We start from the raw sequence: 22,676 nt of genomic DNA, 5'->3' as shown, positions 1-22,676 counted from the left end.
CATGGACTGGACCCGCCCTGTGCGCGCCAAGCGCTGGCTGTTTCTCACCCACCGCTGGCTGGGGGTGCTGCTGTGCGGCTTCTTCGCGATGTGGTTCGTCTCCGGCATCGTGATGATGTACGTGGGCTACCCCCAGCTCACCGAGGCCGAGCGCACCGCCCACCTGCCGCCGCTGGGCGACGGCACGGGCCTGCGGGAGCCCGACGCCGCGCTGGCGCCCGCCGGCCTGGCGCTGGTGCCGCTGGCCGAGCTGCGCCTGGCGGTGGCCAGCGGCGGGCGCGCGGTGTACCTGGTCCGGCCCGAAGGGGCGCCGCCCCGCTCGCCCGCCACGGTGATCGACGCGGCGACGGGCGAGGTGCTGCGCGCGGTGGACGCGCCACGCGCGCTGGCCAGCGCCGCGGCCTGGGCCGGCCCCGGCGTGGCCGCGGACTACGAAGGCACGCTGCAGGAAGATGCGTTCACCCATTCGCGCGGGCTGGACATGCACCGGCCGCTGCACCGCGTGCGGCTGCACGATGCGGACGGCACCGTGCTCTACGTGTCCGGCACCACGGGCGAGGTGGTGCGCGATGCGCCGCGCACCGAGCGCCTGTGGGGCTACGTGGGCACGTGGATCCACTGGCTCTACCCGCTGCGCGGCAACGCGCTGCAGCCCTGCTGGAGCGCCACGGTGAACACGCTCGCCGTGGCCGGCACGCTGGCGGCGCTGGCCGGCACCGTCGTGGGCCTGCAGCGCTGGCGCTTTCGCGGGCGCTACCGCAGCGGCGCGCGCACGCCCTACCCCACGCCCGCGATGCGCTGGCACCATGCGCTGGGACTGGTGTTTTCGGCGGCGACCATCGCGTGGATCTTCAGCGGCTTCATGTCGATGAACCCGTGGAAGCTGTTCGACAGCGGCGCGCCGCCGCTGAATCTGGCGGCCCTGCAGGGCGGGCCGCTGGCCATGGGCCCGCCGCAGGGCCCGCACCCGCCCACGGCCTCGCTGGCCGCGCTGCTAGCCCAGTCTGGCGGCGCCACGCGCGAACTGCGCTGGGTGCGCGCCACGGGCCGCACGCTGGTGCTGGCACAGCCCGCCCAAGGCGCGCCCGAGGTGCTCGATGCCGCCACGGCCGCGCCCACCGCCATCGACACCGCCGCGCTGCGCGAGGCCATCGCCCGCCTGGTGGCTGCGCCCCTGGTGCGCGTGGACACGCTGGCGCACTACGACCTGTACTACTACGCCCGCGCGCCCCACACCATGACGGGTGCGCCCGCCAAACCCCTGCCGGTGCTGCGCGCGGTGTTCGCCGACGAACACGCCACCTGGGTGCACGTGGACCCGCTCACCGGCGCCGTGCTGGGCCGCCTGGACGGCCACCGCCGCGCCAGCCGCTGGCTCTTCGCCATGCTGCACAGCTGGGACTGGGTGCCGCTGCTGGAGCGGCGCCCGCTGTGGGACGCGGTGATGCTGGTGCTGGGCCTGGGGGGCGCGGCGTTGAGCGCTACGGGCATGGTGATCGGCTGGCGGCGGCTGCGGCGCAAGGCGGGCCGGGCGTGAGCGCGGGCTGGCCGGCCCGGGCGCCCCACGCGCCCACAGGGCGATTTCGATACCAAAACCGCCTCATGCCCTAGTACTTATTGCCGATGAAGCTATAAAAACAATAGCAAAACACCGCTTTGCGGGAGCCCCGCGCCGGGCGAACGGCCGTCCTACAGCTGAAAGCCCACCGCCCGCACCACGCCCTCACCGATGTCGCGCGGCCAGGACGGGCGCCGGGGCACATAGGGCCGCGCCAGGGCGATCTGGCGCGCGCACCAGTCCGACAGCCATTGCACCTCGGCCGGACCGTAGAAGGCCGTCATCGCCTCGTAGTTGAGGAACAGGCTGCGCGCGTCGAGGTTGAGCGAGCCGGACAGGGCCAGGTCGTCGTCGATCAGCACGGCCTTGGCATGCACCATGCCCGGTGCCAGCCACACCTCGGCGCCGGCCAGGCCCAGCTCGCGCAGGGCGCGCTCGCGGGCCCAGTCGGCCAGGCGGTGGTTGGACCGCCAGGGCACCAGCAGGCTCACGCGAACGCCGCGGCGGCAGGCCATGCACCAGGCCTCCAGCAGCGCGTCGTCGGGCACGAAATACGGTGTCACGGCCACGATGCGCTCCTGCGCGTGGTAGGCGCCGGCCAGCAGCAGGGCATGCACGGTGTCGTCGGCGTGGTCCGGCCCGCTGGGCACCCACTGGGCCAACGGGCCATCGCGCGGGCCCGGCGGCAGCGGCTGGGGCAGCGCGGCGCGCACCAGGCGGCCGCTGGCGGTGCTCCAGTCGGCCTCGAACTGCGCGGCGGCCTGCAGGGCGAGGGGGCCGTGCACCTCGTAGCTCAGGTCGATCCAGGCCGGGTGGCCGGGCTGGTCGAGGAAGTATTCGCAGGCCAGGTTGCGCCCGCCGCTCCACAGCCGCTCAACGTCGGCCACCACCAGCTTGCGGTGGTTGCGCAGGTTGGTGCGCCCGCGCATCGGGTTGTGCAGCATGGGCATGAAGCGGCGCACCTGCACGCCCTGCGCCTGCAGCGTTTTCACCAGCGCGCCGGGCGTGGCCAGGCTGCCCACCGCATCCAGCAGCAGCCGCACGGCGACGCCGCGCTGCGCGCATTCGCCCAGGGCCCGTGCGACCTGCCGGCCCACCGGGTCGTCGCCGAAGACGAAGGTGCACACGTCCAGCCGGTGCCCGGCCGAGGCGATGGTCGCGAGCAGCGTGTGCAGGGCCTGCGTGCCGTCGGCGTGCAGCACGACGCGCGCGTTGCGCACGGCCGGCTCCAGCTCCATGCTGGCCAGCAGCCGCGCGGCCCAGGGCGGGCCGGCGGGCTGCGCGGCGGCCGCGGCGGTCTCCTGCTGCGCCTTGCGGGGGCGGCGCAGGGGCCGCGCGAACTTGCGGGCGCCGAACAGCACGAACAGCGGCACCGCCACGTACGGAAAGGCCACGATGGCCAGCACCCAGGCCACCGCGGCGGAGGGGTGGCGCCGCTGGCGCCCGATGCGCGTGCCCATCACGTAGATCAGCAGGCCCACCGCCACGAACACCGCGTGGCCCAGGCCCGAGAGGACGGCGAAGCCGGTCAAGCGCCGTCCCCGGCCGATGGCGCCTGCGGGGCCGGCGCGGAGGGCGCGGCCCCCGCCAGCGCATCGAACCGCACCGACACCCGCAAGCCCCCCAGGCGCGGCGAGCCCTCCAGGGCAACCTGCGCCTGGTGCATGCGCGCGATGGACTGCACGATCGCCAGGCCCAGCCCGCTGCCCGGCACCTGCGCACCGCCCTCGACCGCCTGCGGCGCGCGGTAGAACCGGCCCAGCACGCGTTCGCGGTCGCCTTCGCCGATGCCGGGGCCGCTGTCGTCCACCACCAGGGTGACGGCGCCGCCCGGCTCCACGCCGTTCGCGGGCGCATCCGCGATCACATGCACGTCCACCACGCCGCCGTCGGGCGTGTACTTGACCGCGTTGTCCACCAGGTTGCGCAGCAGGATGCGCAGGGCCTCGGCATGACCGGCAATGGGGGCGGCATCCGCCCGGGCCAGGCCCAGGTCGATGCCGCGCTGCTGGGCGGCGGGCGCCGCATCGGCCACCGCCTGCAGCGCCAGGTCGGCCAACACCACGGACTGCGCGGGGGCCCCCGCGGCCACGCTGGATTCCTGCCGCGCCAGGGCCAGCAGCTGCTCGACCAGCCGCGTGGCCCGGTCGATGCCGGCCGACAGGCGGGCCACCGCCACGCCGCGCGCCTCGGCATCCGGTGCGCGCAGCAGCCCTTGTGCCTGCAGCTTGAGCGCGGCCAGGGGCGAGCGCAACTCGTGCGCCGCATCGGCGACGAAGTGCTGTTGTGCCTCGAAAGCCCGCTGCACCCGCGCGAACAGCAGATTCAGTTCGTCCACCAGCGGCTGCACCTCGGCGGGCAGGGCATCGCCGTCGACGGGCGAGAGGTCGTCCGCCTGGCGCTGCGCCACCTCGCGGCGCACGCGCTCCACCGGCGCGAGCGAGCCGCTCACCACCCACCACACGGCCAGCGCCAGCAGCGGCGCCATGAGTGCGATGGGCCCGGCCGTGCGCAGGGCCAAGTCGCGCGCCATCGCCTTGCGCACGGCCATGTCCTGCGCCACCTGAATGACCTGGGAGCGCGTCTGCACCGAAAACACGCGGTAGGTGGTGCCATGCGCCTTCACCCTGGAAAAGCCCAGCACCGCGCGCTGCGGCAGGGCAGCGCCCACGGCGGACTCGAACACGCGCAATCCTTCGGCCGACCAGACCTGCACGACGAACTCGTAGTTCTCGTCGTCGTGCACCAGCGGTCCGGGCGCGTTGGCCGACACCTCCGGCAGGCCGGGCCGCAGGGCCATCGCCATCTGCTCCATGTGGTAGTCGAAGATCTCGTCGGCCTCGGACAGCGCCGAGCGGTACGACAGCAGGATCTGCAACAGCGCCGTGCACACGATCGCCGCCAGCAGGAACCACAGCAGCCGCGCGCGCAGCGAATGCGCCGGTGCGCCCGTGCGCGGCGCCGGCCCGCCGGGGCCCGCGGGCTGGCTGTGGGTCGGGTCCTGGGTGGCGGGCGGCATCATGCCTTGGGCACCATGTAGCCCACGCCGCGCACGTTCAGCACCAGCTCGGCGCCCAGCTTCTTGCGCAGGCCGTGCACATACACCTCCACGGCGTTGCTGCTGATCTCGTCCTTCCAGCCGTAGAGCTTTTCTTCGAGCTGGGTGCGCGACAGCACCATGCCCGGGCGCGCCAGCAGCGGCTCCAGCACGGCCCACTCGCGCGCCGACAGCACCACGGGCGCGCCGTTCACCGTCACCTCGCGCGTGGCCGGCAAAATCCGCACGCCCTTGTGCTCGTATGCCGGCTCGGCCCGCCCGGCCGCGCGCCGCGTGAGGGCGCGGATGCGGGCCAGCAGTTCATCGAGTTCGTAGGGCTTGAGCACGTAGTCGTCGGCGCCGGCGTCCAGCCCCTCCACGCGCTGGGCCAGCGCATCGCGCGCGGTGGCCACCAGCACCGGCGTGCGGTCCTTGCGCGCGCGCAGGTCGCGCAGCACCGCCAGGCCGTCGCGCCGGGGCAGGCCCAGGTCCAGCAGCACGAGGTCGTAAGTCTGCGTGCGCAGGGCGGTGTCGGCCATCTCGCCGTCGCGCACCCAGTCCACTGCGTAATGCTCGGCGCGCAGCAGATCGTGCACGGCCTCTCCGATCATGGTGTCGTCTTCCACGAGCAGCAGGCGCATGGGGCGGCCCTCCTCTTCTTTTCAGGTCTCAAACGCCACCGCGCCGGCGGCGGCTGCGGCAATCGCAGCGCCAGCGGCGCGGGTGCGTGGGGGTTGCGAACAGGCGGCGGCGTCCATGGCCGCCAAGCATAGCGGCTGGCCCAATGCCGCCGCGCAGGACGGGGCTTCAGCCCAGCGGCACCGGCACGAAGATCTTGTCGCCGTCGCGCTGGATCAGCAGGGCCACCGACTTACCCGCCTTGGCCATCGCCTCGCGCACCTGCTCCACGCCCCGCGCCGGCGTGCCGTTGATGGCCAGCAGCACGTCGCCGGGCTGCACGCCGGCCAGGGCGGCGGGGCCGTGGGCATCCTCCACCAGCAGGCCGCCGTCCACGCCGGCATCGCGGCGCTCCTGCGGCTGCAAAGGCCGCAGCGCCAGGCCCAGCCGGCCCTTGCCGCTCGACTTTTCCGAACTGGCGATCTTGGTGGCCTTGTCGCTCGCATCGCCCAGCGTGGCGGTGAACTCCTCGCGCTTGCCATGGCGCCACACCTCCAGCCGCGCCTGCGTGCCGGGCGCCGCCTGGCCCACGATGGCCGGCAGGTCGCCCGAGGCCACGATGGGCTGCCCGTTCACGCTGCGGATCACGTCGCCCGACTTCAGGCCCGCCTTGTCGGCCGGGCCGCCCTCTTCCACGCCGGCCACCAGCGCCCCTTCGGGCTTGTCGAGCTGGAACGAATCGGCAAAGGCCTGGTTCACCTCCTGCACCGACACGCCCAGGCGAGCATGGCTGGCCTTGCCCGTGGCCAGGATCTGGTCCTTGACCTTGGCGGCCACCTCGATCGGGATGGAGAACGACACGCCCTGGTAGCCGCCCGAGCGGCTGTAGATCTGCGAATTGATGCCCACCACCTCGCCGCGCGCATTGAACAGCGGGCCGCCCGAGTTGCCGGGGTTCACCGCCACGTCGGTCTGGATGAAGGGCACGTAGCTGTCGTCCGGCAGCGAGCGCCCCTTGGCGCTCACCACGCCGGCCGTCACGCTGTTTTCGAAGCCGAAGGGCGAACCGATGGCCAGCACCCACTCGCCCACCGCGAGGTTGCGCGTGCTGCCCAGCTGCACCACGGGCAGGTCCTTGGCGTCGATCTTGAGCACCGCGATGTCGGTCTTGGGGTCGGAGCCCAGCACCTTGGCCCGGAACTCGCGCCGGTCGGTCAGCTTCACCGTGACCATGTTGGCGCCCTTGACCACGTGGGCGTTGGTGAGGATCACGCCATCGGCGCTCACGATGAAGCCCGAGCCCTCGCCCCGCGTGGGCACCTCGCGCTGGCGGCCGGGGGCCTGCAGGCCGGGCGGCACCATGCCGAAACGGCGGAAGAACTCGAACATCGGATCGTTCGGGTCGATGCCCTGCGCGCCGCTGCGCGGGTGGGCCGCGGTCTCGTCATCGTCGTCGTCCGAATCGGTCATGGACGTCTTGGTGGTACCGCTCACGCTGATGTTGACCACCGCCGGACCGTTGCGCGCGGTGATCTGCGCGAAGTCCGGCGCCGTCACGCCGCCCGTGTACGGCATGGCCGCCGGCTGCACCGCGGCAGGCGGCATGGCGGCTCGGCTGGAATGCATGTTGGTCACCAGCCCCGCGCCGGTGGCCCCGATGGCGCCGGCAGTGAGCAGGGCCAGGGTCAGGCGGCGGGGGGTCGATAGAACGGAGTTCATGGCAGTCCTTTCGTTGGGTCGTTGCATGGGGGGCAGTTTGGGCAACGAGACTTAGGTGTGGCTTAGGGACATCCGGGGGCTGGCGATGCAGGCCCGGTTGCGGCGCAGTTCATTCGTTGGACGTGACCGAGAAGGCGCACCAAAGGGAAATCCCGCAGGCGGCCCGCCACACACAACCGCCACAATGCCCCCGCCGACAGCTCATCCATAAAGGACTGCGGCCACCGATCCAAAGGGAGGAAAAACCATTGAACGACCCAGAGCAAGGCACTGGCACGCCGCGCTTTTATGCGCATTCCACCGGCAGCGCGGACCGGGAAGGCTGGCAGCCCCTGCCGGACCATCTGCACGCCGTGGGCCGAGGGGCCGGAGAATTCGCTGCTGTTTTCGGCGGCGAGGCGCTGGCCCGGGTGATCGGGCATCTGCACGACCTGGGCAAGTACACCGAGCCCTTTCAGGACCGGCTGCGCGGCAGTCCGCTGCGTGTGGACCACTCCACCTGGGGGGCACGCATCGCACAGGAGCGCCTGGGGGATATGGGGCAACTGCTGGCCTACGGCATTGCCGGCCACCATGCGGGGCTGGCCAATGGGCAGGGCGAGGGCGAGCGCACGGCCCTGGCCGACCGGCTGTCGTCCGACCTGCCGGCGCTGCACCCCGCCTGGGAACAAGACATCGCCTTGCCCGCTCGCCTCGGGGCGCCTGCGGGCTTCAAGCCCTACAGCGGCCAGGGCCGCCAGCAGGCCAAGGACCGGTATCCGTTCCAGCTGGCGTTTCTCGCACGCATGCTGTTCTCGTGCCTGGTGGATGCCGACTTCCTCGATACCGAGGCGTTCTACCACCTCGCTGAAAAACGCCCCGACCTGCGCCGTGGCGGCGGCGCGCCGCCCACGCTCGTGGCGCTGCGCGAGCAGCTCAACCATTTCCTGGGCCAGTTCCAGGCCGATAGCGGCGTGAACCGCCTGCGTGCCGACATCCTGCGCCATGTGCGGGGCCAGGCGGGGCAGGAGCCAGGATTGTTTTCGCTCACGGTGCCCACGGGGGGCGGCAAGACGCTGGCATCGCTGGCGTTCGCGCTCGACCACGCTATTGGCCACGGGCTGCAGCGCGTGATCTTCGTGATCCCGTTCACCAGCATCGTCGAGCAGAACGCCGCCGTGTTCCGCAAGGCACTGGGCCCGCTGGGCGAGGCGGCCGTGCTGGAGCACCACAGCGCCTTCGTGGAACAGCCGCCCCCGCGCAATGACCCCGAGAAGTACCAGTCGGTCCAGAAGCTGCGGCTGGCCATGGAGAACTGGGACGCTCCCATCGTCGTCACCACCGCCGTGCAGTTCTTCGAAAGCCTGTTCGCGGCCAAGCCCTCGCAGTGCCGCAAGCTGCACCACATCGCGGGCAGCGTGGTGATCCTGGACGAGGCGCAGACCATGCCGCTCCAGTTGCTGCGGCCTTGCGTGGCCGCCATCGATGAGCTGGCCCGCAACTACCGCACGAGCGTGGTGCTGTGCACGGCCACGCAGCCCGCCCTGGAGGCGCCGGCGTTCGAAGGCGGGCTCACGGGCGTGCGCGAACTGGCGCCGGAGCCGGACCGGCTGTTCCGCCAGCTCGAACGCGTGCGGGTGCGGCATGTGGGCACGCTGAGCGACGAGGCGCTGGCCGCCGAAATGCGCTCGCGCGAACAGGTGCTGTGCATCGTCAACAACCGCCGCCATGCGAGGGCCGTGTACCAGGCCATGGCCGATCTGCCCGGCGCACGCCACCTGACCACGCTGATGTGCGCCAAACACCGCAGCGCCGTGCTGGCCGAGGTGCGGCAGATGCTCAAGGCTGGAGAGCCATGCCGGGTGGTGAGCACGAGCTTGATCGAAGCCGGCGTGGATGTGGACTTCCCTACCGTGCTGCGCGCCGAAGCGGGCCTGGACTCCATCGCCCAGGCGGCAGGCCGCTGCAACCGCGAAGGCGGCAGGCCCCTGGACGCCAGCGACGTGCTGGTGTTTGCCAACGCCAACGAAGACTGGGCCCCGCCGCCTGAACTGAAGCAATACGCCCAGGCCGCCCGCGAAGTGCTGCGTCAGAACGCAGGCGACCCTTTGTCGCCCGAGGCCATCGGCCGCTACTTCGCCCTGTTGTATTGGCAAAAGGGCGGTGATTCGCTGGACAAGCCCGACCTCATGGGCCTGCTGCGCGAAAGCCGCATCGACAGCCTTCCCATGGAAACGCTGGCCACGAAATTCCGCATGATCGACACCGTGCAGATGCCGGTGATCGTGCCGTATGACGACGACGCCAAAGGCTTGCTGCGCGATCTGGAGCACGCCGAAGGCAGCGTCGGCCTCGCGCGCAAGCTGCAACCCTATCTGGTGCAACTGCCCCGCCAGGGCTTCGATGCGCTCGACGAGGCGGGCGCGGTCATTCCTGTCGCGCCTCAAAAATGGGGCGACCAGTTCATGGTGCTCGCCCATGACGGCCTCTACGACCCGCAATTTGGATTGAGCTGGGATCACCCGGCATTCATCCGCACCGAACACCTGAACTGGTAAGCCCGCTGTAGGGGTGCCCAGCGATGATTCAATGACACAAACGGGAGGGCCAATGGGATATGGAGTGAAGCTCAAGGTCTGGGGCGAACGCGCTTGCTTTACGCGCCCCGAAATGAAGGTGGAACGCGTCTCCTACGACGTCATCACCCCCTCCGCCGCGCGCGGCATTCTCGATGCGATCCACTGGAAGCCGGCGATCCGATGGCATGTCGACCGCATCCATGTGCTGAATCCCATCCGCTTCGAATCCATTCGGCGCAACGAAGTGGGCGGCAAGCTCTCCCCCGCCAGCGTGACCAAAGCCATGAAGGCCGGCGACACCGCGGGGCTGGTGAACTACGTCGATGAAGACCGGCAGCAGCGCGCCGCCACCATCCTGCGCGACGTGGCCTATGTGATCGAAGCGCACTTCGATCTCACCCCCAAGGCCGGGGCCGAGGACTCGGTCGGCAAGCACCTGGACATCTTCAACCGCCGCGCACGCAAGGGACAGTGCTTTCAGCAGCCCTGCATGGGCGTGCGGGAGTTTCCGGCGAACTTCCAGCTGATCGAAGACGGCGACCCCATCCCCGAGAAGCACGAAAGCCTGCAGGAGGCGCGCGACCTGGGCTGGACGCTGCACGACATCGATTTCGACCGGGGCATGTCGCCCCGCTTCTTCCGCGCGCAGATGGCGGACGGCGTGATCGAGGTGCCGCCCTGGCACAGCGAGGAGGTCAAGGCATGATCCTGCAGGCCCTCAACACCTACTACCAGCGCCTGCTGACGCGCGGCGAAGAGGGGCTCTCGCCTTTCGGCTACAGCCCCGAGAAGATCAGCTACGAGATTCTGCTGGCACCCGATGGGCGCGTGGTGGATGTGAACGACATCCGCGACACCTCCGGGAAAAAGCCGCTGCCGCGCCCGATGAACGTACCGCAGCCCGAAAAGCGCACGGTGGGCATCAAGTCGAACTTTCTTTGGGACAAGACCAGCTATGTGCTGGGCGCCAGCGCCACGAGCAAGCGTGCGGACAAGGAGCACGAAGCCTTCAAGGCGCTGCACCAGGAAAGCCTGGCAGGCACGGAGGATGCGGGACTCAAGGCGCTTCTGGGCTTCCTGTCCGGCTGGACACCGGCGCGCTTTGCCGAGGCCCCCTTCACGCCGGAGATGCTGGACGCCAACGTCGTCTTTCGCCTGGACGGCGAGCGCACCCACCTGCACGAGCGCCCCGCCGCGCAAACGGTGCGCGCACGGCTGCTGGGCAGTGAAGATGCGGCGCCCCACGCGCGGGCCCACTGCCTGGTGACCGGCGAGCAACTGCCAGTGGCGCGCCTGCACCCTGCCATCAAAGGCGTGAACGGTGCGCAAAGCTCTGGCGCATCCATCGTGTCGTTCAACCTGGAGTCGTTCACGTCGTATGGCAAGAGCCAGGGCGAAAACGCGCCCGTTTCCGAGCAGGCCGCCTTTGCCTACACCACCGTGTTCAACCACCTGCTGCGGCGTGGCGAGCACAACCGCCAGCGCATCCAGATCGGCGATGCGAGCGTGGTGTTCTGGGCGGAGGCGGACGATGCGGATCAGGCGCAGGAAGCCGAACTGACGTTCGAGTCGCTGCTCAACGCGCCGCCGGACGATTCCCAGGAAGCGGCGCGGGTGCGTGAAGTGCTGGAGCAGATCGCCAAGGGACGCCCCTTGAGCGAACTGAATCCGAAGCTGCAGGACGGCACGCGCATGTTCGTGCTGGGGCTGGCTCCGAACGCCTCGCGCATCTCCATCCGCTTCTGGGAGACGGGCACGCTGGGCCTCTTCGCCCAGCGCCTGGCAGAGCATGCGCAGGACTTTCGGATCGAACCTGTTCCCTGGAAGACCGCGCCGGCCGCGCGCCGCGTCCTCCTTGCGACGGTGCCCAACCGCGAAGGCGCCATGCCCAAGATGGACGATGCCTTCAACAACCTGGCCGGCGAATTCATGCGCTCGGTGCTGAGCGGCCGGCCCTATCCGCGCAGCCTGCTGGCCAACACCCTCATGCGCATCCGCTCGGACGGCAACCTGTCGGGCCTGCGCGCGGCGATCTGCAAAGGCATCCTGGCCCGGGAGAAGCGGCTGGGCATCCACACACACATCCACAAGGAGGAGGTTCCCGTGAGTCTCGACAAGCAATCCGAAAACCCAGGCTACCGGCTGGGCCGCCTGTTCGCGGTGCTGGAAGCCGTGCAGCGCAGCGCACTCGGTGGCCAGGTCAATGCCACCATCCGCGACCGGTATTACGGCGCGGCATCGGCCACGCCGGCATCCGTCTTTCCGGTGCTGCTGCGCAATACGCAGAACCACCTGGGCAAGCTGCGCAAGGACAAACCGGGCCTGGCCGTGAACCTGGAAAAAGACATCCGCGAAATCGTCGATGGCCTGGGGGAGCAGTTCCCGCGCAGCCTGCGCATCGAGGACCAGGGCCGCTTCGCCATCGGGTACTACCACCAGTCCCAAAGCCGTTTCATCAAAGGCGGCACGGAGGCCGAACAAGACACCGCAGATTCCAACACCGACAACACCGAGGGAGCCCCCGCATGACCGCCATTGCCCACCGCTACGAGTTCGTCTACCTTTTCGACATCACCAACGGCAACCCCAATGGCGATCCAGACGCCGGCAACCTGCCGCGCCTGGACCCCGAGACCAACCGGGGCCTGGTGACCGACGTGTGCCTGAAGCGCAAGATCCGCAACTTCGTCAGCCTGGACAAACCAACCGACGAGCGCTATGCCATCTACATGCAGGAAAAGGCCGTGCTCAACAACCAGCACCGCAAAGCCTACGATGCCCAGTCGCTGAAACCCGAAGACAAGAAGCTGCCCAAGGAAGAAGAGAAAGCCCGCGCCATCACGCAATGGATGTGCAACAACTTCTTCGACGTGCGCACCTTCGGCGCGGTGATGACCACGGGTGTCAACGCGGGCCAGGTGCGCGGGCCGGTGCAGATGGCGTTCGCCACCTCCATCGACCCGGTGGTGCCGCTGGAGATTTCGATCACCCGCATGGCCGTGACCACCGAGAAGGAGGCCGAGGCGCAGAGCGGCGACAACCGCACCATGGGTCGAAAGCACATCATTCCCTACGGGCTGTACCGCGCGCACGGTTTTGTCTCGGCCAAGCTGGCCGAGCGCACGGGCTTTTCCGACGCAGACCTGGAGCTGTTCTGGCGCGCGCTCATCAACATGTTCGAACACGACCGCTCGGCCGCACGCGGCGAAATGGCGGCCCGCAAGCTGATCGTGTTCGAGCATGAAAGCGCCATGGGCAATGCACCAGCGCATGTGCTGTTCGATGCCGTCCGGATCACACCGGCACAGGCCGATGCAGACAGCGCTCCACGCCGGTTCGCGGATTACCGCGTGGAGATCGACCGAGCGGCCATTCCTTCGGGCGTGGCCGTTCGTGAGCTGATCTAGCGCGGCTTCGCACGCCTGGAGGCAGGCCGTGGACGAATCGGACTTCATTCCCCTTTCGGCACTGCAACACTACCTGTATTGCCCTCGCCAGTGCGCCCTCATCCATGTGGAGCAACTTTGGGCGGAAAGCCGTCACACCGCAGAGGGGCGGGTGCTTCACGAGCGCGCCGACAAGCCCCGGGGCGAGCGCCGACGCGGTGTGCGCACGGTCACGGCCATGCCGCTGGCGCACCCGGGGCTTGGCATCACCGGCATTGCGGATGTGGTGGAGTTCCACGAGATCGAAGACGGCGAACAGGCGTTTCCCGTGGAATACAAACGCGGGCGGCCCAAGGCCCATCGCGCGGACGAAGTGCAATTGTGCGCACAGGCCCTGTGCCTGGAAGCGATGCTGGAGCAGCCGATTGCGCAGGGCGCCCTGTTCTATGGCGAGACACGCCGACGCACCGATGTGCCGTTCGATCAGGCCCTGCGCCAACTCACGCGGGAAACCATCGGTGCCACACGCGCCATGCTGGACGCGAACATCACACCCACCGCGCAGTACAGCCCCAAGCGCTGCGATGCCTGCTCGCTGCTCGACCTGTGCCAGCCCAAGCTGCTGGGACGCCAGAGCAGCGTGAACGACTGGCTCGCCCGACAACTGAAAGAAGACAGCGAGGCGGAGCCACCATGCGCAGACAGCTGAACACCCTGTATGTGACCACCGAAGGCGCTTGGCTTCACAAGGACGGTGCGAACATCGTGATGGAAGTCGAGCAAACGGTGCGTGCCCGGCTGCCCGTGCACATGCTGGAAAGCCTGGTGTGCTTTGGCCGCGTGCTGGTGTCGCCCCCTTTGCTGGGCTATTGCGCGGAACAGGGCATCAGCACCTGCTTTCTCACGACCAACGGCAGGTTTCTGGCACGGGTGGAAGGACCCGTGTCCGACAACGTCCTGCTGCGGCGCGCGCAGTACCGCAACGCGGACAACCCCGAGGGGTGTGCCGGCATCGTGCGCAATCTTTTGCAGGGCAAGCTGCACAACCAGCGCGCCGTGCTGGGCCGGGCCCTTCGCGATCACAGCAGCAAGCTGGCGGCCGGAGACGAAGCCGCCCTGGCGCATGCCCACCAGCGTCTGGAACGCATCGCCGGTAAGTTGGCCCAGACACCGTCGGTGGACCTGCTGCGCGGGTACGAGGGGGAAGCGGCGCAGGCTTACTTCGGGGTGTTCGACCACCTCATCCGCGTGCCCGGCACCGCCATGCGGTTCACCGGGCGCAGCCGCAGGCCGCCGCTGGATGCGGTCAACGCCCTGCTCTCTTTTTTATATACCCTGGTGACCCACGATTGCCGCTCGGCCCTGGAAAGCGTGGGGCTGGACCCGGCGGTGGGCTTTCTGCACCGCGACCGGTCAGGCCGGCCCAGCTTGGCGCTGGATCTTCTGGAGGAGTTTCGGCCGCTGCTGGCCGACCGGCTGGCGCTGTCGCTGATCAACTTGCGCCAGATCGGCGAGCGCGATTTTCAGACGATGGACAACGGCGCCGTGCTGCTGCGCGAAGAATCGCGCAAGACGGTGCTGACGGCCTACCAGGAGCGCAAGCGCGAAACGCTGCGGCACGTTTTTCTGGAAGAGAAGGCGCCCATCGGGCTGTTTCCATTCATCCAGGCCCAATTGCTGGCCCGCCACTTGCGCGGCGACCTCGACGCCTACCCACCCTTCCTTTGGAAATGAGGCATCGCCGATCATGATGGTGCTTGTGAGCTATGACGTCCGTTCGCAGGACAAGGTGGGTGCCCGGCGCCTGCGGCACATCGCCAAAGCGTGTCTGGATTTTGGCCAGCGCGTGCAGTACTCGGTGTTCGAGATCGAAGTGGACTCGGCACAATGGGTGGCCCTGAAAAACCGCTTGGTCCAGATCATCGACCCGTCCACGGACAGCCTTCGGTTTTACTACCTGGGCCAACAATGGAAAGACCGGGTGGAACACGTGGGGGCCAAGCCCGTTCTCGACCTGAACGCTCCGCTCATTCTCTGACACGCCTTGGGCACCGGCGGCGCCATTTTGCGAACCCCAAGCGACTGGGCACGGCCATCGCGCTTCGCGGAGTTCCAACTCTTTGATTGATCGATGATTTTTCTCCTGGCACGTGGGAGAGGCGCTGGTACGCCTGCCAAAGGGAAGGGGTTCGCGGAAAGAGGGGATTTTTGCTAGTGGGGACAGGCGGTTATAAATGGGCAGTCGCGCCCCGTGCGGGCGCGTGGGTTGAAACAGATCCGACATATGGAGGAAACCGCCGGCTTGGTGGTCGCGCCCCGTGCGGGCGCGTGGGTTGAAACAATACCTTTGCATATTGGATCAACGATTGATGAAGTCGCGCCCCGTGCGGGCGCGTGGGTTGAAACCCACCGACCGCACACCCACTGAACTCGATCCACTGTCGCGCCCCGTGCGGGCGCGTGGGTTGAAACTTGAGAAACGTGCGCTCCAGGCGCTCAGCCCTTTGTCGCGCCCCGTGCGGGCGCGTGGGTTGAAACTCCAGCGTGGGGAACGATCCCCAATTCGTGGAGCGGGTCGCGCCCCGTGCGGGCGCGTGGGTTGAAACCGTCGGTTACCGCGGCCGACACCCGCAGTCCCTCGTCGCGCCCCGTGCGGGCGCGTGGGTTGAAACAGCCTGCCTGACGTCAGCAATGCAGCCGACCAGCGGTCGCGCCCCGTGCGGGCGCGTGGGTTGAAACGCAGTTGGCGGGCCTGATCGACTTCGTGCGCATCGTCGCGCCCCGTGCGGGCGCGTGGGTTGAAACGTGGACTACCAGGGCTCGGTGACAAAGGTGGACCTGTCGCGCCCCGTGCGGGCGCGTGGGTTGAAACGAACGCTTGGCACACGCCGGGCCCGGAGAGCCTGGCGTCGCGCCCCGTGCGGGCGCGTGGGTTGAAACGATGACCCCGTCGCGTACGAACACCCGCTGCCCCGTCGCGCCCCGTGCGAGCGCGTGGGTTGAAACACCTCAGCGGCTTCACCTTCCGGCCCACCTTGTGTCGCGCCCCGTGCGGGCGCGTGGGTTGAAACATTCGAAAAGCTGGTGCAGGCGTATTACGACTGCCGTCGCGCCCCGTGCGGGCGCGTGGGTTGAAACGCTGCCCTGGGTTGTCGCTCGTGGCGGAAGCGCCCGTCGCGCCCCGTGCGGGCGCGTGGGTTGAAACAGGGCCGGCATAAACCACCGCCAGCAGCTTGTCGGTCGCGCCCCGTGCGGGCGCGTGGGTTGAAACCTCCTGCGGTGGTTCGGCCGATACCGGATCTTCCGTCGCGCCCCGTGCGGGCGCGTGGGTTGAAACTCGACCCGGACAAGCTGGTGGTGTCGTGCGACGCGGGTCGCGCCCCGTGCGGGCGCGTGGGTTGAAACTTTTCAATGCCTGCACACCGGCTGCACTGAAAGCCCGTCGCGCCCCGTGCGGGCGCGTGGGTTGAAACACTTTGCAACTCGCCTTCCCCGGCGAACTCATCATGTCGCGCCCCGTGCGGGCGCGTGGGTTGAAACATCGCTCGGGGAGTCCATCTGGTCGCTGTAGGCAGGTCGCGCCCCGTGCGGGCGCGTGGGTTGAAACAAGGGCAACAGCGGCAAGCTCTTCGCGGGCGAGCGTCGCGCCCCGTGCGGGCGCGTGGGTTGAAACGACGGCACCGCAATCAGGGGGTGTGACGTGCACACAGTCGCGCCCCGTGCGGGCGCGTGGGTTGAAACACCGTACCAACCGCGTGAACCACCCGGGCATGCACGTCGCGCCCCGTGCGGGCGCGTGGGTTGAAACGCCCACACGTCGCCACATCGAACTGGGCCGCGATTGTCGCGCCCCGTGCGGGCGCGTGGGTTGAAACCTCAAGGGCTGGCGCGGTTACAACGCGGGCGAAACCGTCGCGCCCCGTGCGGGCGCGTGGGTTGAAACATCCGCTCGGATGGCTCGGGTTCCAAGCCCAAGGTCGCGCCCCGTGCGGGCGCGTGGGTTTAAACTACTGGCGCTTTCAGGAGTTCCGCACCCGCAACCGGTCGCGCCCCGTGCGGGCGCGTGGGTTGAAACATCCACGTCGAAAGCACCCGCATCAGGGGTGCGAACCGTCGCGCCCCGTGCGGGCGCGTGGGTTGAAACAATTCTTCGGTTACTTGAACGATGGACTGAATAACGTCGCGCCCCGTGCGGGCGCGTGGGTTGAAACATCCAGCAGTCGCTCAGCAATGCCCTGGCCACTGGCGTCGCGCCCCGTGCGGGCGCGTGGGTTGAAACGTTGAGTCCATCGGCGGCCAGTGGATCGCCCGCTTGGTCGCGCCCCGTGCGGGCGCGTGGGTTGAAACGTCCACAGCGGTGGCGGTGGCAGTAGCGATGGCGTCGCGCCCCGTGCGGGCGCGTGGGTTGAAACACCAGCGTTTCGGCGGTGATCGGTCGGGCGTTCTTGTCGCGCCCCGTGCGGGCGCGTGGGTTGAAACTACGAACTCTCATGCGTAGCCGCCTGCCGGCGGGGGGTCGCGCCCCGTGCGGGCGCGTGGGTTGAAACGCTGATTCGCCGTCCATTGCGATGGCGCGCCAAGCCGTCGCGCCCCGTGCGGGCGCGTGGGTTGAAACTGGCGGCGGCAATCCAGCTGCCGCCCACAGCGACGTCGCGCCCCGTGCGGGCGCGTGGGTTGAAACACGGCCAAGCAACCGCTGCTCGATTTCGGCTGGAAGTCGCGCCCCGTGCGGGCGCGTGGGTTGAAACCGCGACAGCGTGCTGCACCTGCTGGGCGGCAAGGCGTCGCGCCCCGTGCGGGCGCGTGGGTTGAAACGAATTCATCGGCACTTACTCGCCGATGTCCGAGGGTCGCGCCCCGTGCGGGCGCGTGGGTTGAAACATCGGCCGGGTTGCGGATTCGGTAGTCGGGCCCGCGTCGCGCCCCGTGCGGGCGCGTGGGTTGAAACTTCGCTGAACGTTGCAGCCACCGAACCGCCCAGGTGTCGCGCCCCGTGCGGGCGCGTGGGTTGAAACCGCTCCTCCGCGAACTTATCGGCGCGCAGCGTCAGTCGCGCCCCGTGCGGGCGCGTGGGTTGAAACCAGCTGATCCCGCTTGCCCAAAGGCTCGAAGAGCGTCGCGCCCCGTGCGGGCGCGTGGGTTGAAACGACTTGATGCCCGAGCAGGGCGATGACGAACTGAGGTCGCGCCCCGTGCGGGCGCGTGGGTTGAAACACGACCTTGACGCAGTCGAAGAGCATCTTGCTGCGTCGCGCCCCGTGCGGGCGCGTGGGTTGAAACAGCGCGTGCTGGACCCGAACGGCGCCGGAGTGATGGTCGCGCCCCGTGCGGGCGCGTGGGTTGAAACCTTCCACCCGCTCTGAGGACCACATGACCGCCGTGTCGCGCCCCGTGCGGGCGCGTGGGTTGAAACCATCTGCGCACGGTGGTGGGACGCGGCGCCGTGCGCAGTCGCGCCCCGTGCGGGCGCGTGGGTTGAAACGCCGGAGCGATCAGCGGCAAGCGCACGGTTGACAGGTCGCGCCCCGTGCGGGCGCGCGGGTTGAAACCGCACGCTCATCCAGATGGTCAAAACGACCGATGGGTCGCGCCCCGTGCGGGCGCGTGGGTTGAAACGCGGACACGACGCAAGGCCGGTTCATGACGTCGCGCCCCGTGCGGGCGCGTGGGTTGAAACTCTGCAGTCGGGGAGGTGGCGGGCGCTTTCAATCGTCGCGCCCCGTGCGGGCGCGTGGGTTGAAACTGCAGCGGCTGCAGCACGTCAGGCCCAGCAGTCCGGTCGCGCCCCGTGCGGGCGCGTGGGTTGAAACACCAGCGGCGGCCAGGCACTGCAGGCGATCGGCAGTCCCGCCCCGTGCGGGCGCGTGGGTTGAAACAACCTCGGGTATCCGGAGATCAGTGCCCGCTACAAGTCGCGCCCCGTGCGGGTGCGTGGCTTTAAACAGGCCCTGAAAAGCCCCCTCTATCTCCCCCTCACCCCCGGCTCCGCAACGTCCGACTCAACAGCACAACAGGCACCAACCCCACCGCCACCAGCGCCAGCGACGGCAAGGCAGCCTCGCCCAGCCGCTCGTCGCGCGCCAGCTGGTAGGCGACCACGGCCAGGGTGTCGCTGTTGAAGGGCCGCAGCACCATGGTGGCGGGCAGTTCCTTCATCACGTCGACGAACACCAGCAGCGCCGCGGCGGCCGTGGAGCGCTTGAGCAGGGGCCAGTGCACCCGGGCCAGCAGGCCGGCGCCGCCGGCGCCCAGCATGCGGGCGGAGTCGTCCAGACTGGCGGGAATGCGCGCGTAGCCGCTTTGCATCGACTGCAACGCCACGGCGCAAAACCGCACGAGGTAGGCCCATACGATGCCGACCGCAGTGGCGGTGATGATCGATGGCAGGCCCCACTGGGGCGCGGCGGCCTGCAGCCAGCCAACGGGCAGCAGCAGGCCCACGACGATCACGGCGCCGGGCACGGCATACCCCAGGCTGGCCAGTTGCGCCACGCCGCGGGTGAGCGCGCCGGCCCGCCGCCGCACGGCGAAGGCCAGCACCAGGGCGATGGCCACGGCCAGCACGGCGGTGATGCTGCCCAGGCGCACGCTGTTGCCGGCCCACTCCAGAAAGCGCGACCAGGGCAGCACGGACCAGTCGGCCGCCAGGGGCCGCAGCATGAAGGCCACCGGGGCCACGAAGCCGAAAACCACCGGCAGCACGCACACCGCCCACGCGGCGATGCAGCGCAGCCCCTGCAGCCGCTGCGGCTGGGCCTCGGCGGAGCCCGCACGGCCCGCCCCGCCCGCGGCAAAGCGCATGCGCCGCTGCGCACGCTGCTCCAGTTGCAGCAGCAGCATGACGAGCACGAGCAGGATGGTGGCCAGTTGCGCCGCGGCCAGGCGGTTGTCCATCGACAGCCACGCCTTGTAGATGCCGGTGGTGAAGGTCTGAATGCCGAAGTAGCTCACCACGCCGAAGTCGGCCAGTGTTTCCATGAGGACCAGCGCCACGCCAGCCGCGACCGCGGGGCGCGCCAGCGGCAGCGCGACGGTGCGCACGCGCCGCGCCAGCGGGGCCCCCAGCAGGCGGGCGGCTTCCATGAGGTGGGCGGCGCGCTCGCCCAGTGCCGTGCGGGCCAGCAGGTACACATAGGGATAGAGCGAGAAGATGAACACCCACACCGCGCCGCCCAGGCTGCGCACCTCGGGCAGCAGCCGGCCTTGCAGGCCATAGGTTTCGCGCAGCCACACCTGCAGCGGGCCGCTGAACTGCAGGAAGTCGGTGTACGCGTAGGCAGTCACATAGGCCGGCATGGCCAGCGGCAGCAGCAGCAGCCATTCCAGCGTGCGGCGGCCGCGAAAATCGAACAGGGTGACGGCAGCGGCCGTCGCCGTGCCCACCACCGCCGCGCCGATGGCCACGGCCAGGCCCAGCCACACGGTGGTGGCGAAGTAGCCGGGCAGCACGGTGGCGGCCATTTCTCGCAGGATGGCCCCGGCCTCGGCGCCACCCGCGCTGCCCGGCAGCCACGACGCGAGCACGGCCAGCACCGGCAAGGTCAGCGCAGCGGCGAGCAGCAGCAGGGGAATGGATCGCAGGGCGGAAAGAAGGCGTGGCAAGGGCGGGCCCTGAAGGGACGGGTCGGGAGAATCGGACGGGGCATTCCGGTCGAAGACGGCCTCGGTCGAGCGCTGAAGGGCACGCCGGCAGGGCCGTCTGGATGCAAATGCGAATTCTACGCATTGGCGCCTTCTAGAATCGCGGCCATGTTCCTTGAAGTCTCCCAACTGGAAGTGCGCTACGCCGGCCGCGCGCAAGCCGCCGTGCGCGGCGTCACCCTGGGCCTCGCAGCGGGCGAGATCGGCGTGCTCATCGGCCCCTCCGGCTGCGGCAAGACCACGCTGCTGCGCGCCGTGGCCGGGCTGGAGCCCGTGACGGCCGGCGAGATCCGGCTCAGCGGCGCCGTGGTGAGCGGTGGCGCGGGCCGCAGCGTGCCACCGGAGCAGCGGCGCATCGGCATGGTGTTCCAGGACTACGCCCTCTTCCCCCACCTGTCCGTGGGGCGCAACGTGGCCTTCGGCATCCACCGCCTGCCGCGCGCCGAACAGGCAGCGCGCGTGGACGAGGTGCTGCGGCTCGTGGGCCTGGAGGGCAGCGCCGCCCGCTTTCCGCACGAGCTCTCCGGCGGGCAGCAGCAGCGCGTGGCGCTGGCCCGCGCGCTGGCGCCCCGGCCGCAGCTGATGCTGCTGGACGAACCGTTTTCCAACCTGGACGTGGACCTGCGCGAGCGCCTGGCGCACGAGGTGCGCGGCATCCTGAAAGCGGCTGGCGCCACGGCGCTGTTCGTCACGCACGATCAGCTGGAGGCCTTCGCCATCGGCGACCGCATCGGCGTGATGGAAAGCGGCCAGTTGCACCAGTGGGACGATGCCTATGCGCTCTACCACCGCCCGGCCACGCGCTTCGTGGCCGACTTCATCGGCCACGGGGTGTTCGCGCCGGCCACGCTCGAGCAGCGCGGGGACAACGTGGTGGCCCGCACGCCGCTGGGCGACCTGACCGATGCGGCCGAGTGCCCCCTGCCCACGGGCTACCCCGGCGGGGAATGCGACGTGCTGCTGCGGGCCGACGATGTGGTGCACGACGACGCCTCGCCCGTGCAGGCGCGCATCGTCCGCAAGTCGTTCCGGGGCTCGGAGTTCCTGTACACGCTGCAACTGCGGGACGGCCTCACGGTGATGGCCCACGTGCCGAGCCACCACGACCACGCCGTGGGCGAGTGGATCGGCATTCGACCGCAGGTGGACCACGTGGTGGCGTTTCCGCGCGCCTGATCCCGCGATGGGTGCGTCGATGGTGGCGGCGGCCTGCCTCGCCCCATCCGAGGCGAACAGCGGCCGTCTACGACAGGAAGAAGGCGATGAAGACGGGGGCCAGGATGGTGAGGATGAAGCCGCTCACCAGGGCCAGCGGGACCGCATCCGGATGGCAGGCCTGCTTGACGATCGGCAGCGTGGAGTCCAGCGCCGTGGCGCCTGCGCTGCCGATGCCGATCGCGGGCTGGTAGCGACCGATGGCGTAGAGCGCGACGATCGCTATCAGCTCCCTGAACAAGTCGGTCATCAGCGCCATGGTCCCATAGGTCTGCCCGAGGTGGTGCCCCACCATGACGCTCGACAGGGTGAACCAGCCGAAGCCGCTCGACAGCGCCAGCGAGGTTCTCATGGCCTCGCCCGTGGCCCAGGAGGCCGCGGCCGCACCCACGAACGAGCCGATCACCACCAGCACCGGCACCGACAGCACGGCCCATGAAAACCAATGGGAGCTGAGCTTGACGTGGGCCAGGTCGATGCCCACCAACACGATCAAGGCCAGCAGGATGGCGGAGCTCGATGGCAGCCAGAGGGCATCGGCCAGATACGCCTGGTTGACGAAAAACAGGGCACTGCCCAGCGCCACCATGGACAGGGCGATGCAGCACTCCTTCAGCGGCGGCCAGATGGTGTGAAAGCCCAGTTTGCCGGCCTTGGCGCCCGCCGTGCCGCTGCTGCGAATGCCGGCCGCAAAAATCAGGCCGCAGGGCACCAGGGTGGTCAGCAGGGCGAAGATCACGGCCGTCTTGACCACCTGCCCGACCGATTGCGCAGAAAGAATGACCTCGCCAAACTCCACGCCGATCAGGAAAAGCAGCAGCCAGACCAGGGGCAATATCCAACCGATCAGCCGCTTGCAAAATCGGGGCGGAATGATTTTCCCGGCAAGGAAACCGCCCACCAGCGCCAGCACGATCGGGAGCAAGGAATAAAAAACACCCATG

15 protein-coding genes and 1 CRISPR repeat array are annotated in these 22,676 nt (G+C 69.3%); of the genes, 9 read left to right on the top strand and 6 right to left on the bottom strand.

The window, feature by feature from the left end:
• Position 1: 1 nt before the first annotated feature.
• Positions 2-1,537: a PepSY domain-containing protein gene (locus tag AVAK2825_RS00960; protein ID WP_284393280.1), complete on the top strand. Its 1,536-nt coding sequence runs from the start codon at positions 2-4 to the stop codon at positions 1,535-1,537.
• A gap of 152 nt (positions 1,538-1,689) precedes the next feature.
• Here the strand turns inward: AVAK2825_RS00960 and AVAK2825_RS00955 are convergent, their stop codons facing one another.
• The 4 genes from AVAK2825_RS00955 to AVAK2825_RS00940 all read right to left on the bottom strand — a co-directional run bounded on the left by AVAK2825_RS00955 (position 1,690) and on the right by AVAK2825_RS00940 (position 6,932).
• Positions 1,690-3,090 (bottom strand): phospholipase D-like domain-containing protein, encoded by a 1,401-nt coding sequence (locus AVAK2825_RS00955; RefSeq protein WP_284393278.1) that lies wholly within the window; start codon positions 3,088-3,090, stop codon positions 1,690-1,692.
• Positions 3,087-4,577, bottom strand: a complete 1,491-nt coding sequence (locus AVAK2825_RS00950) for an ATP-binding protein (protein WP_502870471.1) — start codon at positions 4,575-4,577, stop codon at positions 3,087-3,089. Before AVAK2825_RS00950 ends, AVAK2825_RS00955 begins: the two co-directional genes overlap by 4 nt.
• On the bottom strand, positions 4,577-5,236 hold the full coding sequence (locus tag AVAK2825_RS00945) for a response regulator transcription factor (RefSeq protein ID WP_272565085.1): 660 nt from the start codon (positions 5,234-5,236) through the stop codon (positions 4,577-4,579). The genes AVAK2825_RS00950 and AVAK2825_RS00945 overlap by 1 nt, the downstream gene beginning before the upstream one ends.
• A 166-nt stretch (positions 5,237-5,402) precedes the next feature.
• Complete coding sequence (locus AVAK2825_RS00940) at positions 5,403-6,932, bottom strand: DegQ family serine endoprotease (RefSeq protein ID WP_284393274.1); 1,530 nt, start codon at positions 6,930-6,932, stop codon at positions 5,403-5,405.
• Between the two features lie 248 nt (positions 6,933-7,180).
• On the opposite strand from AVAK2825_RS00940, the gene AVAK2825_RS00935 reads away from it, so the two are divergent.
• The 7 genes from AVAK2825_RS00935 to cas2 are packed head-to-tail and all read left to right on the top strand — an operon-like array spanning position 7,181 to position 14,914.
• On the top strand, positions 7,181-9,469 hold the full coding sequence (locus tag AVAK2825_RS00935; RefSeq protein WP_284393272.1) for a CRISPR-associated endonuclease Cas3'': 2,289 nt from the start codon (positions 7,181-7,183) through the stop codon (positions 9,467-9,469).
• A gap of 52 nt (positions 9,470-9,521) precedes the next feature.
• Positions 9,522-10,196 carry a type I-C CRISPR-associated protein Cas5c gene (gene cas5c, locus AVAK2825_RS00930; RefSeq protein WP_284393270.1) on the top strand — a complete coding sequence of 225 codons (675 nt, stop codon included), beginning with the start codon at positions 9,522-9,524 and terminating at the stop codon, positions 10,194-10,196.
• Complete coding sequence (gene cas8c, locus AVAK2825_RS00925; RefSeq protein WP_284393268.1) at positions 10,193-12,019, top strand: type I-C CRISPR-associated protein Cas8c/Csd1; 1,827 nt, start codon at positions 10,193-10,195, stop codon at positions 12,017-12,019. Before cas5c ends, cas8c begins: the two co-directional genes overlap by 4 nt.
• On the top strand, positions 12,016-12,897 hold the full coding sequence (gene cas7c, locus AVAK2825_RS00920) for a type I-C CRISPR-associated protein Cas7/Csd2 (RefSeq protein WP_284393266.1): 882 nt from the start codon (positions 12,016-12,018) through the stop codon (positions 12,895-12,897). The genes cas8c and cas7c overlap by 4 nt, the downstream gene beginning before the upstream one ends.
• Before the next feature lie 28 nt (positions 12,898-12,925).
• Positions 12,926-13,585: a CRISPR-associated protein Cas4 gene (gene cas4 / locus AVAK2825_RS00915; RefSeq protein WP_284393264.1), complete on the top strand. Its 660-nt coding sequence runs from the start codon at positions 12,926-12,928 to the stop codon at positions 13,583-13,585.
• Positions 13,570-14,610: a type I-C CRISPR-associated endonuclease Cas1c gene (cas1c, locus tag AVAK2825_RS00910; protein ID WP_284393261.1), complete on the top strand. Its 1,041-nt coding sequence runs from the start codon at positions 13,570-13,572 to the stop codon at positions 14,608-14,610. Before cas4 ends, cas1c begins: the two co-directional genes overlap by 16 nt.
• 13 nt (positions 14,611-14,623) lie before the next feature.
• On the top strand, positions 14,624-14,914 hold the full coding sequence (cas2, locus tag AVAK2825_RS00905; protein WP_284393258.1) for a CRISPR-associated endonuclease Cas2: 291 nt from the start codon (positions 14,624-14,626) through the stop codon (positions 14,912-14,914).
• A gap of 203 nt (positions 14,915-15,117) precedes the next feature.
• A CRISPR array of direct repeats spans positions 15,118-18,819; the repeat unit is 32 nt; unit sequence GTCGCGCCCCGTGCGGGCGCGTGGGTTGAAAC.
• Between the two features lie 30 nt (positions 18,820-18,849).
• Here the strand turns inward: cas2 and AVAK2825_RS00900 are convergent.
• Positions 18,850-20,478, bottom strand: coding sequence for an ABC transporter permease (locus AVAK2825_RS00900; RefSeq protein ID WP_284393253.1), 1,629 nt, complete (start codon positions 20,476-20,478; stop codon positions 18,850-18,852).
• A gap of 147 nt (positions 20,479-20,625) precedes the next feature.
• Here AVAK2825_RS00900 and AVAK2825_RS00895 point away from each other — a divergent pair, with 147 nt between their 5' ends.
• Positions 20,626-21,693: an ABC transporter ATP-binding protein gene (locus AVAK2825_RS00895; RefSeq protein ID WP_284393251.1), complete on the top strand. Its 1,068-nt coding sequence runs from the start codon at positions 20,626-20,628 to the stop codon at positions 21,691-21,693.
• A 67-nt stretch (positions 21,694-21,760) separates the two neighbouring features.
• On the opposite strand, the gene AVAK2825_RS00890 is transcribed toward AVAK2825_RS00895, so the two are convergent.
• Positions 21,761-22,675 carry a LysO family transporter gene (locus tag AVAK2825_RS00890; RefSeq protein ID WP_284393249.1) on the bottom strand — a complete coding sequence of 305 codons (915 nt, stop codon included), beginning with the start codon at positions 22,673-22,675 and terminating at the stop codon, positions 21,761-21,763.
• Position 22,676: the final 1 nt, after the last annotated feature.

It is taken from the genome of Acidovorax sp. SUPP2825, from assembly GCF_030158995.1.
Taxonomy (GTDB): domain Bacteria; phylum Pseudomonadota; class Gammaproteobacteria; order Burkholderiales; family Burkholderiaceae_C; genus Paracidovorax.
Note: the sequence above shows the minus strand (reverse complement) of the source record. Positions and strands in the feature narration are given on the sequence as shown.

Excerpts from the sequence above, each read along its gene's own strand:
- cas1c (WP_284393261.1), top strand. The coding sequence starts at position 13,570 with ATGCGCAGACAGCTGAACACCCTGTATGTGACCACCGAAGGCGCTTGG.
- cas2 (WP_284393258.1), top strand. The coding sequence starts at position 14,624 with ATGATGGTGCTTGTGAGCTATGACGTCCGTTCGCAGGACAAGGTGGGT.
- AVAK2825_RS00890 (WP_284393249.1), bottom strand. The coding sequence starts at position 22,675 with ATGGGTGTTTTTTATTCCTTGCTCCCGATCGTGCTGGCGCTGGTGGGC.
- AVAK2825_RS00950 (WP_502870471.1), bottom strand. The coding sequence starts at position 4,577 with ATGCCGCCCGCCACCCAGGACCCGACCCACAGCCAGCCCGCGGGCCCC.
- AVAK2825_RS00945 (WP_272565085.1), bottom strand. The coding sequence starts at position 5,236 with ATGCGCCTGCTGCTCGTGGAAGACGACACCATGATCGGAGAGGCCGTG.
- AVAK2825_RS00895 (WP_284393251.1), top strand. The coding sequence starts at position 20,626 with ATGTTCCTTGAAGTCTCCCAACTGGAAGTGCGCTACGCCGGCCGCGCG.
- cas7c (WP_284393266.1), top strand. The coding sequence starts at position 12,016 with ATGACCGCCATTGCCCACCGCTACGAGTTCGTCTACCTTTTCGACATC.
- cas5c (WP_284393270.1), top strand. The coding sequence starts at position 9,522 with ATGGGATATGGAGTGAAGCTCAAGGTCTGGGGCGAACGCGCTTGCTTT.
- AVAK2825_RS00940 (WP_284393274.1), bottom strand. The coding sequence starts at position 6,932 with ATGAACTCCGTTCTATCGACCCCCCGCCGCCTGACCCTGGCCCTGCTC.
- AVAK2825_RS00960 (WP_284393280.1), top strand. The coding sequence starts at position 2 with ATGGACTGGACCCGCCCTGTGCGCGCCAAGCGCTGGCTGTTTCTCACC.
- cas8c (WP_284393268.1), top strand. The coding sequence starts at position 10,193 with ATGATCCTGCAGGCCCTCAACACCTACTACCAGCGCCTGCTGACGCGC.